This is a genomic window from Humisphaera borealis (assembly GCF_015169395.1).
GTDB classification, from domain to species: Bacteria; Planctomycetota; Phycisphaerae; order Tepidisphaerales; family Tepidisphaeraceae; genus Humisphaera; species Humisphaera borealis.
The window spans coordinates 2950678-2965073 of sequence record NZ_CP063458.1; the positions used below are offsets into that span (position 1 = coordinate 2950678).

Annotated in this window: 10 protein-coding genes; 6 read left to right on the forward strand and 4 right to left on the reverse strand. The window is 65.9% G+C overall.

Annotation, left to right across the window (positions count from 1 at the left end; translation table 11 throughout):
* Nucleotides 1–233 precede the first annotated feature (233 nt).
* Complete coding sequence (locus tag IPV69_RS10980) at nt 234–1349, forward strand: hypothetical protein (protein WP_206295152.1); 1116 nt, start codon at nt 234–236, stop codon at nt 1347–1349.
* Between the two features lie 202 nt (nt 1350–1551).
* Nucleotides 1552–2235 (forward strand): class I SAM-dependent methyltransferase, encoded by a 684-nt coding sequence (locus IPV69_RS10985; RefSeq protein ID WP_206295153.1) that lies wholly within the window; start codon nt 1552–1554, stop codon nt 2233–2235.
* Between the two features lie 91 nt (nt 2236–2326).
* On the opposite strand, the gene IPV69_RS10990 is transcribed toward IPV69_RS10985, so the two are convergent.
* Complete coding sequence (locus tag IPV69_RS10990; RefSeq protein ID WP_206295154.1) at nt 2327–3898, reverse strand: trypsin-like peptidase domain-containing protein; 1572 nt, start codon at nt 3896–3898, stop codon at nt 2327–2329.
* A gap of 22 nt (nt 3899–3920) precedes the next feature.
* Nucleotides 3921–4766, reverse strand: a complete 846-nt coding sequence (panB, locus tag IPV69_RS10995) for a 3-methyl-2-oxobutanoate hydroxymethyltransferase (protein ID WP_206295155.1) — start codon at nt 4764–4766, stop codon at nt 3921–3923.
* Nucleotides 4767–4991: 225 nt separating this feature from the next.
* Here panB and IPV69_RS11000 point away from each other — a divergent pair, with 225 nt between their 5' ends.
* The 3 genes from IPV69_RS11000 to IPV69_RS11010 all read left to right on the forward strand — a co-directional run bounded on the left by IPV69_RS11000 (nt 4992) and on the right by IPV69_RS11010 (nt 9722).
* Complete coding sequence (locus IPV69_RS11000; protein ID WP_206295156.1) at nt 4992–6545, forward strand: MFS transporter; 1554 nt, start codon at nt 4992–4994, stop codon at nt 6543–6545.
* A 162-nt stretch (nt 6546–6707) separates the two neighbouring features.
* Nucleotides 6708–8327, forward strand: a complete 1620-nt coding sequence (locus IPV69_RS11005) for a YncE family protein (RefSeq protein ID WP_206295157.1) — start codon at nt 6708–6710, stop codon at nt 8325–8327.
* 144 nt (nt 8328–8471) lie between these two features.
* On the forward strand, nt 8472–9722 hold the full coding sequence (locus tag IPV69_RS11010) for a serine hydrolase domain-containing protein (RefSeq protein WP_206295158.1): 1251 nt from the start codon (nt 8472–8474) through the stop codon (nt 9720–9722).
* A 34-nt stretch (nt 9723–9756) separates the two neighbouring features.
* Here IPV69_RS11010 and IPV69_RS11015 read toward each other — a convergent pair whose 3' ends face one another.
* Together IPV69_RS11015 and IPV69_RS11020 are read right to left on the reverse strand one after the other, a co-directional pair.
* Entirely contained in the window at nt 9757–10644 is an 888-nt protein-coding gene (locus IPV69_RS11015; RefSeq protein ID WP_206295159.1) for a sugar phosphate isomerase/epimerase family protein, read from the reverse strand.
* A 47-nt stretch (nt 10645–10691) separates the two neighbouring features.
* Nucleotides 10692–11783, reverse strand: a complete 1092-nt coding sequence (locus tag IPV69_RS11020; RefSeq protein WP_206295160.1) for a PhnD/SsuA/transferrin family substrate-binding protein — start codon at nt 11781–11783, stop codon at nt 10692–10694.
* A 132-nt stretch (nt 11784–11915) separates the two neighbouring features.
* Here IPV69_RS11020 and IPV69_RS11025 point away from each other — a divergent pair, with 132 nt between their 5' ends.
* Nucleotides 11916–14252: an ABC transporter ATP-binding protein gene (locus IPV69_RS11025; protein WP_206295161.1), complete on the forward strand. Its 2337-nt coding sequence runs from the start codon at nt 11916–11918 to the stop codon at nt 14250–14252.
* The last annotated feature ends 144 nt before the right edge of the window (nt 14253–14396 follow it).

The window sequence follows — 14396 nt, forward strand, 5'->3', positions numbered from 1 at the left end:
CTGGGGTTTCTCTGCGATTTCTCCGTGTTCTCAGTGTCCTCCGTGGTGACTGGCAACGCCCGGGTTAGCAGTTTGCTGTGTCGGCGGGAGGTGGCTGCGGGCGGCGGTGCGCCGCGTAATATTTCGTAGCGTTTGAACGGTCCCATCGGTTATTATTGGCCTAGGGGCTGTGGTCCGCGCCGCGGGAACCGGGCTTTCCGCAGTTGTGTATCGCGCGTCATCAGGAGACACACATGGTGTTGTTGCATCGGAGGCATGGTGGCGTTGCACGCCGGCTGGGTTCGGCTGCAGTGGTCGCGCTGACGGCGATAACCTTGACGTCGGGGCGGGCCTCGGCCCAGGTGGCACCACAAGTGGTATCGACTCCGGGTGGCACCGAGTGGTATCGGCAGGCCCCTGCGCAGCCGGTACCGGCGGCACCGCAGCAGGTGATTCCCCAGGCGCAAGTTCAGCCGGCCCAGATGCAGCCTGCACCGTTTCAGCCTGCACCTGTGCAGCCGGCACAGCCGGTCATGCCCGCGGCCCAGCCAGCACCGCAGCCCAATGTCCCGCCGGCTAACGCGGTCCAGCCGAACGGCTTTCCCGGCGGTGTGTTCGCCCAGCCGGCGATGAACCCGGCCCTTCGCCCGTACCAGATGCCCGGCGTGTACAGCCCTTACGGGGGCGGCGGGTCGGTGTCGGGGATCTATCCGTCGGCGGAGATGAACAGCTACGTCAACGCGACCGCCCGCGCCGCCACCGCCCGCGCCCTGTTCCGCCAGGCCGAAAGCGAACTGAATCAGGCCTATCGCGCGGCCCAGCGGTTCTTCGATAACGCACCCCAGTACAAGCAGTCCATCAAGGAAGAGCAGGACGCGTTCGCGGCCCTCTCGAACGCCCGCACCAAGGCGCTAAGCTCGCTCGAGAGCGACCAGAAGTACCAGCGTCTGCTGGCGTTGCGTGAGGATCTGGGCGAGAAGCTGCTCGACGGGCGCATCCACCGCAGCCTGAGCCACGAGGAGGTCGTCGCGATGGCGAGCCTCAAGATGAGCTACGCCACCGAGATGCGTGCGATCGAGGCCACGGCGCTCGCGAACGAGCCTTCGGTTAAGGAAGCGCAGGATCGGCTCGTGCAAGCCGGGGCGCGCGTGTCGGAGATGCGGCAGGGGTTTGAGGAATCGCTCAGGATTAATCCCGACATCCTGCTGGCCCGCCGTAACCTCGACGATGCCCGGATCGCCAGGCTCACGAGCGAGGCGTATCTGCGTGCGACGATGGTGAACGGCAGCTACGCGCTGGACTACGCGTATTACCTCTACCGCACGCCCACGCAGTACGACCGGAACGGCGGGTTTGGTTACGGGTATTGAGGGGTTGATCGGGCGACCGGGGCAGGCGAAAGTGGGTTTCCCAAGTACCGCAGTTGAAGACTGCTTTAGGGGTTGGTGTCTTTTCAGTGATGTCGTGCTGAGTGCCTTCGGCTTGTGCTAATTAGAGCGTCAAAGCGGTGCCGCGTCCCGACGGATCGGGCCGGCGACTTCTTCGTTCGCAGCCGAAGGGACGTGACTGACGATGCACGGTACGACTACGCCTGACATCGAAACCTCGCGCGGCATTCAGATCGAGCCTGCGGTTCAGATCAAACCCGCGCCGCCGTTTTTGTTCCGCTTTCTGGCCGACTTCAAACAGGTTGCGAGCATCGCGCCGTCGAGCCGATGGCTTGCCGCGGCGACCTGTCGGCATGTGTCGTCGGACCGGCCGCAGACGATTCTGGAACTGGGTGCCGGAACCGGCGCGATCACCGCCGCCGCCTGCCGTAAGATGCACCCGCAGAGCAGGTTGATCGCGATCGAGATCGACGCCGGCTTCGCCGACCACCTGGCGGTCCGGTGCCCGCGGGCCGAGGTTGTCCGCGGCGACGTACGTCACCTGGATGCCGAACTCGATCGCCTGGGCGTCGGCAACCTCGACCTGGTGCTCAACGGCCTGCCCACGCCGAGCCTGCCGGCCGCCGTCAACCAGGCGGTGTTCGAAACGCTCGGGCGTCGGGCGTCGTCGGCGTGGATCAGCCAGCTCACGGTGATGCCCTGGGTGTACAAGCCGATGTACCATCGGCTGTTCCAAGATGTGATCTTTGACCTGGTCCCGCTGAACATTCCGCCGGGCGGGGTCTACCACTGCCGCAGCCTGAAGCACGATTGGGCCGAGCAGTTGCCCGGCATCCGCAAGATCTTCGGCCGGCGCAAGTCGGCGTGAGGGTGAGTCGCAGTGCAGAAAAGAAAGACGCCGGCCGCAAAGCAATTCGCAGCAGGCGTCTTTAAGTTGATATCGCGATTGCGGTCGAGCGTTACTTGCCGTCGACTTCGATAAAAACGAACCGCCCGCCGCCGGCGCTGGTCACGTACAGCCGCACGCCCTTGCTGAGGTCCTGCTTGCTGAGCGCGGCGGCGGCTTCGACGCCGTTCTTCACTTCGGTCTCGCCGACCTGGGTGATGACGTCACCGACGCGGATGCCCGCCTTGGCCGACGGTGACTGCGGGGCGACCTGCACCACGACCGCGCCGTTCTTGCCGCTGAGGCCGAATCGCTCGAGCGTGGGGTCGTTGGGATTGGCAAATCGCAGGCCCAGCTTTGCCGGGGACTTTGCCTCCTCCGCTCGCGGCGACAGGTCCGACTGCTTGGTCGCGACGGCCATCAGATCGTCCGGCTGCTCGCCGATCGTCAGGTCGACGCTGGTGAACTCGCCGTTGCGGTAGACGCGCATCTTGACGGTCGCATTGGGAGCGATCGCGGCGACCTTGTTCCGCAGTTCCTGCACGTCGCTGACGGGCTTGCCATCGAGCTCGGTGACAATGTCCCCGGGCTTGAGCTTGCCGTTGGCGGGCGTGTTGGCGAAGGTCTGTTCGACCAGCACTCCCTTGTCGCCTTTGAAGCCGAAGCTCTGCGCCTTGGGCAGATCACGGGCGACATCCGAAATACTGACGCCCAGCCAGCCGCGAACCACCTTGCCCTTGCCCTTGAGCTGTTCGAAAACGTACTTGGCCTGGTTCGAGGGGATGGCGAAGCCGATGCCCGAGAAGCTGCCGGTTCGGCTCGCGATCGCGGTATTAATGCCGACGACTTCCCCTTTGAGGTTGGTCAGCGGGCCGCCGGAATTGCCGGGGTTGATGGGGCAATCGACCTGGATGAAGCTCTCGTACCCCTGACGGTCGGCGAGGATGCCGGCCTGGCGGTTGAGGGCACTGACGATGCCGTGGGTCATCGACCCGACGTAGCCGAACGGGCTCCCGAAGGCCATCACAAAGTCGCCGCGCTCCATGACGTCGCTGTCACCCCACTTGGCGGGGATGAGCCGAGGTTCCTTGATCTCGATGACGGCCAGGTCGGTCTTGGCGTCGGTGCCGAGGAGCTTGCCGTTTTTGATCTGGCGCCCGTCGGCGAGGGTGATGGTCATCTCCGTCGCGCCGCCGGCGACATGGTTGTTGGTAAGGATGAACCCGCTGCCACCATCGACATGCATGATGACGCCGGAGCCGGTGCCCATGCTGTCGCGGGGGACGTCGTCGAACCCGCCGCCGTCGCCGAAGCCTTCGGGCAGATCGGGCTGGCCGTCGCCGTCGCGGTCGGGGAAGAACTTGCGGAGGGCGTCGTTGTCGAAGGGTAGCGCCCGCGGGCCGGTCTTGGCGGCCCTGTGAACGATGATGTTGACCACCGAGGGCTCCATCACCTTGCCGACCTTGCGGAAGATGTTGGACAGCTGGCCGGCATCGGCACCGCTCAACTCCGAACGCGTGCTCTCAATGGCGTCGCGGGCCCGGGCGTACTGGGCGTCCTTCAACAAGGCGTTGCCGACCAGCGCCGCCGCCGCCGAAACGCCCGCAACCACGATGAACGCAAATGGCTTTTTGAGACGAGACATTTCCAGACACTCCTGCTGTGAATCAGAATGGCTTGCCGAATTCCGCTCGCTCCGCCGCTGGCATCTCGTAGCCGTGCTCGGCGGAGGGGTATCGGCCCTCGCTTACCTGTTGTACGTACCGGCGATAGCACTCGATCGCCGGTGTTGCCAGGTCGCCCAGTTTCGGGGCGAACCTCGGCGTATGGTCGGTCAGTCCGACCGCATCATGGGTCACGAAGACAAACCCGTGACAGCTCGGCCCGGCGCCGCAGCCGATCACCGGCAGCGACGTCTGCTCGACGATCGCGGCACTGACTTCGTTCGGAACGGCTTCGAGCAGAATCGCGACCGCGCCGGCCTGCTCCATGGCGCGGGCCGTTGCGACGATCTCGTCTGCCTGCCTGGCCGTGCGGCCCTGGGCCTTGTAGCCACCGAGAGTGGCGACACTCTGCGGGCGAAGGCCCAGGTGAGCCATCACCGCGACGCCGGCATCGGCCAGCGACCGCACGAGCTTGCTGTGGCCGACCGTGACTTCCAGTTTGACCGCGTCGCAGCCACTGCGGCTGGCCATCTGACAGACGTGCCTCACCGCCGTTCCTAACGAACCGGCATAGCTTCCGAAAGGCATATCGGCGACGACGAACGCGGCTGGTGCCCCGCGTCGAACGGCGGCCGCGATTTCGATCATGAACGAAAGCGGCACCGGAAGGGTCGTCGGGTGCCCGAGGATGACGTTAGCCGCCGAATCCCCCACCAGCAGCGCCGGCACCCCCGCCTGCTGCATCAGCCTGGCGGTGGTGTAGTCGTAGCAGGTAAGCATCGGGACCTTGGTCCCTTCCGTACGAGCGGCACGGAGATTGGCGAGCGTAAACTTGCTGGAGAGCGGCATTGGAGCAATTGTATCACGCCAAATGGCGCCCGGCAGGACTGGGCGCCATTCGGACGAGCTATCCCCCATCCCAGGCCGGCATAAGCGTCACGATCACACCTGCCGTGGCAGAGATGCGGTCGAATGACCTTCGCTAGTTCACATCCCGTTTCATCGCGAGTAGTCTCTTCCGACTACACCCGCAGGCGCGACGCCTGATCGCTACATCCCAACGAGGCCGAATAGATGTCCCAGACCGAACCGAGCTCCGTCACCGAAGCCGCGTTGAAACCCATCGAGCACGCACCGCCGGCGACATCCAGCAAGGGCGCGATGATGGTGCTGCTCGCCGCGTTCCTCGGCTGGATGTTCGACGGGCTGGAGATGGGCATCTACCCCCAGGTCGCCCGGCCGTCGCTGCGCGACCTTCTGCCCGGCGCTGCCGAGGGTGACATCGGTTTCTGGCACAACGTGGTCGATGCGCTGTTCCTCTCTGGCGCGGCGCTCGGCGGCCTGGTGTTCGGATACCTGGGCGACAAGATCGGCCGGGTGCGTGCGATGTCGTTGTCGATCCTGGTCTATTCGCTGTTCACGGGATTCTGTTACTTCGCCCAGGCTCCCTGGCAGATGGGCGCGCTGCGTTTCATCGCCGCGATCGGCATGGGCGGGGAATGGTCGCTCGGCGTGGCGCTGGTGATGGAAGTCTGGCCCGCCAAACACCGCCCGCTGCTGGCGGGCGTGATCGGGGCGGCGTCGAACGTCGGCTTCCTGCTCATCTCGTTCATCTGCTTTGTCTTCCCCGTCAGTGAGAACAACTGGCGGTTCATCATGCTCGCCGGTGCGGCGCCGGCGCTGCTGACGTTCTTCGTCCGGCTCTTCGTCCCCGAAAGCGAAAAGTGGCAGGAAAGCCAGAAGCACGGGCCCACCGCTCCGCTGAAGGAAGCTTTCACCGGCAAGACCGCCAGGAGCATGTGGCTGGCGATCGTGTTCGCCTCGGTCGCCCTGCTGGGAACATGGGGCGCGGTGCAGAAGATCCCGGCGTGGGTGGACAACCTGCCCGCCGAGCACAGCGTGCGGATCGGCGTCGAAGGCAAGGCCGATGCGTCGGGACTGCTAGTCACCAAGGTCTCGCCCAAGTCGCTGGCCGAGTCGGCCGGCATCACCGCCGGCACGATCGTTCAGTCTGTTGAAGGACAGGCGATCAAGACGGAGATGGCGATCTACGAGGCGATTCAGGCGAAGCAAAAGAAGCTCGGCGACACCATCACCGCGCAGGTGTCGCAGGACGGCATCGTCCGAACGGTGTCACTCACGATCGACAAGTGGTCCTCGAACCCCCGCGCCAAAGCCGTCTGCGGCATGCTGATGGCCGTCGGCGCGATCATCGGCTGCCTGATCGCCCCGCTGATCGGCGCGAAGCTCGGCCGTCGACCGGCGTACTTCCTGCTGTGCCTGGCGTCGCTTGTGGTCTGCGCCTTCATGTTCCGCGCGTTCGACCGGTACGACGGGGCATTCATGGCGATGGCCTTTCTGGCCGGTGGAACCTCGGCGGCGTTCTACGGCTGGTTGCCGCTCTACCTGCCGGAACTCTTCCCCACGCGCGTCCGGGCGACAGCGCAGGGCATCGCGTTCAACTTCGGACGCATCTTCGCCGCCGCCGGCGCGCTGATGGGTGGCCAGCTCATGCTGCTGTGGGGCGACTACGCCAAGATGGGCGCGGCGATCTCGCTGATCTATGTAGTCGGGATGGTTGTCATCTGGTTCGCCCCGGAGACCCGCGGCAAGCCGCTGCCGGAATGACTTTGCCGTCTACTCGCTCGCAAACCCTGCCGTCATAGGGCGGGGCGATCGTTTTCGGCCCGTTCTTGTTGAGCCTTCGTTTTATATGCAGCACGATCCCCGCCCGGTGTATCATCTTGGGTAAGCGGGCGGGATGGTCCGCCCGCTGCGAGGGATTACGCCATGTACTTATCCGCCAACGAACTGGCTCGTCGCGATCAGCGTGGACTGCAATTGCAGTCGCTGCCGCTGCGCGTGCAGTGGTCGCTCGATGACCTTCGCGCCGCCGACGGACACTCGCTGCGGTGCCGGTACTCCTGTGGCGTGCGGGCCGTGGACGACCCGGCCGAAAAACAGATGCTCCAGGAAGTCCTGATGGGGTCTCGGCTGAATGTCACCACCGACGACGTGATGCGGTACATGCAGGCCACCCTCCGCGAAGCCGCTGTCGCGACCGCGAAGGACAAGGGCGTCGAAGCCTGGCTCGCCGACGACAAGGAACTGCTGGCGACCACCCTCCGCCGAGCCGGCGAGCGGGCGGCTTTCGCCGCCGGCATCGAGCTGATCGCCCCCTTCCAGCTTGATCTTGAAAGCGGCAGCTTCGAGCAGAAGCGCCTCAACGACCTGCAGCGAACCCTGGCCGAGCAGGAAGCCGCCGGCCGGGTCGAGCACTTCAACCGCGCTGCCGACCTGCTCAAGCGGTTCGAAGAGATCCGCGCCAAAACGCCCGATCTTTCCCCCAGCGCCATCCTCGGCCAACTCAGCCCGATCGATCAGGGCAGTACGCTGCAGACGCTGCTGCTGGCGTCCGCGAAGCAGGCCGGGCCGCAGTCGCTCTGGGCGGTCAGCGGCGAGTACCTAGTGAAGGTCGATGCCAGGGCCGGCGGTGCCGCGACCACCGAGCTGTTCCCGCTGCCGCCGACCCTCGGCCCGCTTCGGTCGGTGCAGTCCACGCGCATCGACGGGCAACGCCGGCTTCTGGTCGGTGCCCGCGACGGATTCTTCCTGTTTGACCCCGAAAACCCCGCCAACCCCGACGTCTACAGTGACGGCGGCGTCCAGTCGGCGATGGGCTTCAGCCGGGTGCTGTACCACAGCCATGAGCGCGGCTTCGCCGGCTGTCACGGCGAAGCGGGCCTGGTGCGTTGGAGCCCCGGCAGCACCAAGCCGACGAGTGTCATCCGCCCGCAGCGGTTCGGCGTACCGCCTCCAGGTGCCAGCGCCGTCGGCGGTCCGCCGCCGCTGCCGAACACGAGCATCGCTGTGCCGACCCGCCAGGCCGGCCCGCGAAACCTCGAAGCGATCGACGACCGCCGCCTGCTCATGAGCGTCGGCGGTCGCCTCTGGATCGTTGACGGCGACGAGGCGAATGAGATCGCGTCGGCGTCATCTTCCGAAGTCGTCGCGATCGTGCCCGACGGCCGGACGTTCCACGTAGTCCACGAAGACGGCGCGATCGCCGCCTTCGACGGGCCCACCCGGCAGATCGTCGGCACGCGGCACCGCCCAATGCGCGTCCGCGCCGCCGGCAGTCTGCCCTGGCTCGGCAGCCGTCGGCTGCTGCTCGCCGGCGATGAAGGCGCAGTGCAATGCATCGGCGGAGACGACCCGCTGGTCACCGAGTACGTCAGCAGCCATCGCGCCCTGCGTTCGATCGCCGGCTCGGCCGACCTCGTCGCCGCCGTGTCGAGCGACCGCCAGCGGCTGATCGTCTGGCAAACCTGGGAAGGCCGCTCGCCACTGGCCGAGATCTACATCACGGCCAAGACGAAGCATCGCGTGGCGGATGTGGATTTCGGTTGAACTCGGCAGGCCGGCCACGAATCTCACGAATGACACACGAAGGAGTGGTGCGCAAACTTGCCCATTCTTTCGTGTCTTGTTCGTGAGATTCGTGGCTCGTTTCTTTTTGCTCAACAGTGAATCCGCCCCGGCGTAATGCGCGCCATGGAATCGATCCGCACCATTCGTCGCCTGCTCACGGTCGTACTTTTCGTCCTGCTCGCCACGCCCGCCTTCGCCGCCGATGACTACTTCCCGCCACCCGATTCCGAAGGCGGCTGGCGGACGCTCTCCGACGCGGCGGATATCCGCAAAATCGCCGGCATGGACCTCGTCCGCCTCGATCAGGCCTACGCACTGACCGAGCGCTCGACCCCCAACGGCGGGCTCGTCGTCGTCCGGCACGGATACCTCGTCTACGAAAAGTACTTCGGCCGCGCCCATCGCAACGCCAACCCCGACATGGCCTCGACCGGCAAGGCGTTCACGAGCATCGCCTGCGGAATCATGCTCAAGGAGTTCAAGGACAAGATTCCCGATGGACTTGATACCAAGGTCTTCACCGAGAAATACCTGCCCGAGGCGTTCCCGCTGGATGACCCGCGCAAGGCGAACATCACGCTCGGCCAGTTGCTCTGCATGACCGCCGGCTACAACGGCGAAGGGCAGTCGCCGACGGGCGTGGTCATGGGCAAGGCCAGCCCGATGAAGCCGGCCAAGGGACAGGACATCCGCGACCTCGACAAGTCTTCCCTGCGCGTGCCACTTTGGACCGATCCCGGCGCGGGGTATTCGTATTCGTCGCCGGCGCCGCATATTGCCTCGATCGTACTTCGCCGGGTAACGGGCATGGAACTGCAGGACTACATCAACGAACGGCTAGCCAAGCCGATTGGCTGGGGGCCGTGGGGCTACTGCCTGCAGCGCGGCGACTTCAAGATGCCTCACGCCAACGGCGCCGGCAGCACTGCGCTGCACGCGACCGATGCAGTCCGCTTCGGCTATTGCCTGGTTCGCGGCGGGCGGTGGAAGGACAAGCAGCTTGTTCCGCCGGAATATCTTGCACTGTGTAACAAGCCTTCGAAGTTCAACCCACATTCCCCCTTCAGCCTGCAGTTCGAGCACAACGCCGACGGCCATGTCGCCGGGGCACAGAAGGACGCGTTCTACAAATCCGGTGCCGGCGGTTTCGGGCTGATCATCGTGCCCTCGCTGGACCTGGTGATCTACAAACTCGGCGGCAAGGACAATCAGTACGACCCCGCCCTAACCGGCCTGCCGCAGCCGTTCAAGTACGACGGCTCGCGCGACAACTGGCAGCCGATCCCGGCGTCGCCGTTCCACGAAGGCAGCCTCGGCGGCGACAACGGTCTGCGACGCGTACTGGAGATGGTGTCGGGCGCAGTGGTGGACTGACAGCGTCGCCGCTTCATGCGACACATCAAGTCTTTCACCCGACCTTCGCCGTCCAGGCCTTCCAGGTTTCCGCTGCCTGACCGAGCAGTGCCTCAGCCGGGCCGACTTCCGGCGGCAGCTCCGGGGGATAGCTGACCACGACGGGCCCGGCGAAGCCGATGCCCGAAAGGCGGTCGATGGACCGACGCAGATCCAGTTCGCCGTCGCCGGGCCGGCACAGCGAGACGACGTCTCGCGACGTCCGCGGCCAGCGTTCGGCGTTCGCTTGTCGCCACGACGATCTTTCATCCACGCCTTTGGCGCGCGCATGACTGCTCAGCGTCGCGTCGCGAAGCACAACGAGTTGTATGCGGCTGTTCAGGACAGGGATTGGCACCATCGGGTCTTCGCCGGCGGCGACTGAGGCCAGCGGGTCCCACGCACATGCCAACGCCGGATGACCCACCTGCTCGAGCAGCCGCCACATCGACGACGCCGTCCGACAGGTGATGGCGTTCTGGATCAGCAACTGCACGCCGGCGTCGGCGGCGCGGTCGGCGAGGGGAAGCAACTTATCGGCCAGGCGCAGGACGGCGTCGGTGCGGCTGCGACCGGGCTGTGCTTCGGCATCGAGCACGCGCAGTCGCGGGCATCGCAGCCGCCGGGCCAGTTCGATCATGCGCCTGATCGCGTCGGGGGCGGGGTCGTGTGCGCTGTCGCAGAACCGGATGCCGGCCGCCAGTCCCGCCAGTTGCACCTCGGCCTGCGCAAAGACCAAGCCCACCAGATCACGATCGGCCACGATCGATCCCGCCGCCGGGTCGGCTTCAGCGGCGTTGGGCAGATGCACCTCGACGGCGGCGTAGCCCATGGCGCGGGCCATCGAGGGAACCCGGGTAAGGTCCCATTGCGGGGCGATCGCGGTATTGAATGTCAATTGCATGAAAGTCCGCCGCCTGCCGCTACTCCGTCCGGAGGGATTGCCAAGCGCTACCGCACGCCGAGCGTGTGGCTCGTTCCGGTGGCATCGTCGATCCGCCGGACCATCCACCAATCGGCACGATAGTTCACCGGCACGAATCGGGTGTGGTTGGCACCAAGGATCGCTTCGAGAGAGGTCCGGCTCCAGTTGAACGACAGCAGCGCCCGCCTCAGTTTCTCCGCCAGCAAAGGGTTAAGGTCGTGGGCGATTCCGATCGCCGCCGACGGGTATCGCTCCGACCGGTAGATGACGCGGTAGTCGGATTCGTCAACACGGCGGGCGGCCAGTTCCTCTGAAAGGGCACTCTCGGCGATCGCCGCCGCCGGCGCACGTCGTTCCTTGATCGCGGCGATGGAAGCCTGGGGGCTTCCGGAGAACGACCAGGTAAAGTCGCGCCCCGGCCGCAGACCGAAGTCGTCGCGAAGCGCCACCGCCGCGGCTTTAAAACCCGTGTTGCTGCTGGGATCGACAAACAGCATCTCCGCTCCGCGGAGTTCCGAAGGCGACATCACGGCGGAGCTCGACGGCACGACGAGGACCATCCGCGTAAAGCCGCTGCCGTCGTCGGCGGGAAACATGCCCACGGGCACGAACCCGGCGGCGTTCACCGCCAGGGGAACCGCGCCCGCCCCAACCACCGCCAGGTGCACGTCGCCCTTGCGCAGCGACAGCAGTCGGCCGTTCTCGTCGGCGGCGGCAACCTCCAGCGACACCGGCTTGCCGGCCGCCTTGGACAGGTGGTCGACCAGCGGCGTCCAACGCTGTGAAAAATCCTCCATCGGCGACAGCAGAGGCACCACCATGATCAGCTTCGTCGGGCTGCGCAGAAGCCGCTCGTCCAACGGGGCGTCGGCGACCAGGTCGCCGTCGGCATCAGCGTACGCAGGGTCGAGTTGGTTGCGGACCGGCGGCCCCATGAGCTTCGACCCGGCCGTGTCGCCCCGCTGTCGGCCGAGCAGCGTCGGGGCGAGCCCTTCCTTCTCCAGGAAGTACCCGCCGTACAGCCCCAGCGCCGGGACAACCAGCAGCATCACCGCCGCGGCCAGCTTGGCGCGGGCGACCCGGGTTAACGGCAAATGGAATGAGGTCGGCCACTTCATACGCGTCTGACATCTTAACCGGATCGACTCTCCGCGTCCCCCGCCGTCCCATGTGGTGGCGGCTTGTGTATACTTTCAGCTCTGCCGCGGACGGAGCCTCGGCGAGCAACGCGTTACGACACCGACAACCCGATGACTTCCAACGGACAGCCCGCCCCAGCCACTCCCCCCGGTTCACCGGACGCCACTTCCGGCCCCGGTCCCGGCGACAAGCCCAAGCCCCGCAAGGGAACGCGCGAGTTCTGGCGGGCCATGCGCTTCGTCTGGCCCTACCGCCGGACCATTCTCATTTCGATCACCTGCGCGTTCTTCGTCGGCCTGGCCGCCAGCGCGTCCCTCGCGGCGATCACGCCGGTACTCCGCGTCCTGCTCAACAACCAGACCGTCCAGCAGTGGGTCGATGCATCGGTCGTCGAGAAACGGCTCGGCGTGCGCCTGCTGGAAGACAGCGCCGAAATGCAGGTCGTCGAGGTCCGGGACGGCGTCGGAAAAAACGCGGGCCTGCTGCGCAGTGACCGCATCCGGCTGCTGGTCGGCGGCACCGGCGGGATTCCTGAGAAATCCGCGCCGAAAGTCATCGCCGCCCTCGCCCATGACGGCGGCACGGGGACGGCGTCGACGGTTCCCGTCCAGATTATCCGCGGCGAAGAAACCCTCCAGGCCAACCTGGCCCTTGCTCCCGTGCCGGTTCACCTTCGCGCGCTTCAGGACGTCGTATCGCACATCTCCTCCGATCCGGTCTGGGCGATCGCCCAGATCTTCGGTGCCTTGGCGTTGCTCGCGGTCTTCGGCAACACCCTCAAGTTCTTCCAGGAATACCTGTCCGACAAGGTCGCTGTCACCGCCGTTCATGACATCCGCCGCAAGCTTTACGATCACATCCTGCACGTGCCGATGAGCCATTTCGGCCGTCACGGCACCAGCGACGTCACCAGCCGGCTGGTGCAGGACTCGGCGGCGCTGGAGATCGGCTTTAAGACCGTCCTCGGCCAGAGCGTACAACAGCCGATCGTTGCGGCGATGGCGTTCGGCGTCGCGATGCTGACGAGCTGGAAACTGACCCTCGTCATCGTCATCTTCGCGCCGCTGATGGGCGCGGTCATCCAGCGGTTCGGCAAGAAGATGCGCCGCGCCGCCCGCGCCGCCTTTCAGAAAAACAGCACGATGCTCGGCCAGATCTCCGGCACGCTCAACGGCGTACGCGTCGTGAAGTCGGCCAGCGCCGAGCGCTGGGAACGCCGCCGGTATCGCGCCATCATGCTCGGCCTGCGGGGCGAACAGCTCCGCATGAGCAAGCTCGAAGCCGCCGGCAGCCCGATCATGGAGACGATCACCCTCATGGTCGTCGGCATCATCGTGCTGATCGCGACTTACATGGTCACCAAGACCCATTCGCTCTCCGTTACCGAGTTCTTCGTCGTCATGGCCTGCCTGGGCACCATCGGCGACTCGATGCGCCGGCTCAACAAGGTCAACGGCGTGCTCCAGCGGGCCAACGCCGCCGCGACGCGCATCTTCGAAGTCATCGCGTTGCCGGTGGAGCGGCGGCGGGAGCTGGTTCAAGCAGGCACGGAGGCACGCAGGCACGAAGGCACGAAGACAGACATCGAGCTTGGCGCCTCGCGTCCCATCAAACTCCGTCCTCTTCAACACGAAGTCCGGTTCGAGAACCTTACCTTCACGTATCCCGGTGCCGCGTCGCCGGCACTGGTGGATGTCTCGCTCGCGGTCGCCAAGGGAACGCGCGTCGCGGTCGTCGGGCGAAACGGGTCGGGCAAGACGACTTTGCTCGCGCTGCTCCCGCGCTTCTACGAGCCCGACAGCGGCCGGGTGACGATCGACGGCATCGACATCAGCATCGCCACCCTCCGGAGCCTGCGCGGCCAGATCAGCCTGGTCACGCAGGACTCGGTGATTTTCGCCGGCACCATCGCCGAGAACATCGCCTACGGGCACCCGATGGCCCGGCTGCTGCGGTCGAAGCAGACCTCCCCCGCCGCCACCAGGCTGAGGCAGGAGATCGAGTCGGCCGCCCGCCGGGCGTTTGCCCATGACTTCATCATGGAAAAAGGCGCCGGCTACGATACGTTCCTTGACGGCCTCGGCGGCCAGCTTTCCGGCGGGCAGAAGCAGCGGCTCTGCATCGCCCGGGCGATCCTCCGCAACGCGCCGATCCTGATCCTCGACGAGGCCACCAGCCAGGTCGATGCCGAGAGCGAGCATCTCATCCAGCAGGCGGTCGACGACCTGATGCACGAAGGGCACGACCCCGTCACCGGCGTCCCCACCAGCACCGCCCCGACGACCTTCGTCATCGCCCACCGCTTCAGCACGATCATGTCGGCCGACGTGATCGTGGTGATGGAGAAGGGCCAGATCGTCGGAAAGGGCAAGCACGATGAGCTCATGCGAACCTGCGAGGTCTACCAGCAGTTGTCGGAACGGCAGTTGATCGCGGCACCGGTTTAAGCAGCCGGATGACCGGTAAGTCCTCCGTCCAACCCTGGCCCCGGCGGGGCCGACGCCGCTGGCCACGGGTGGCGCGGTGGTGGCGAAGCCATCGCCGCGGAACCCGTGGTTAGAGACACCGTCTCGTCCGCCCCGACTGGGGCG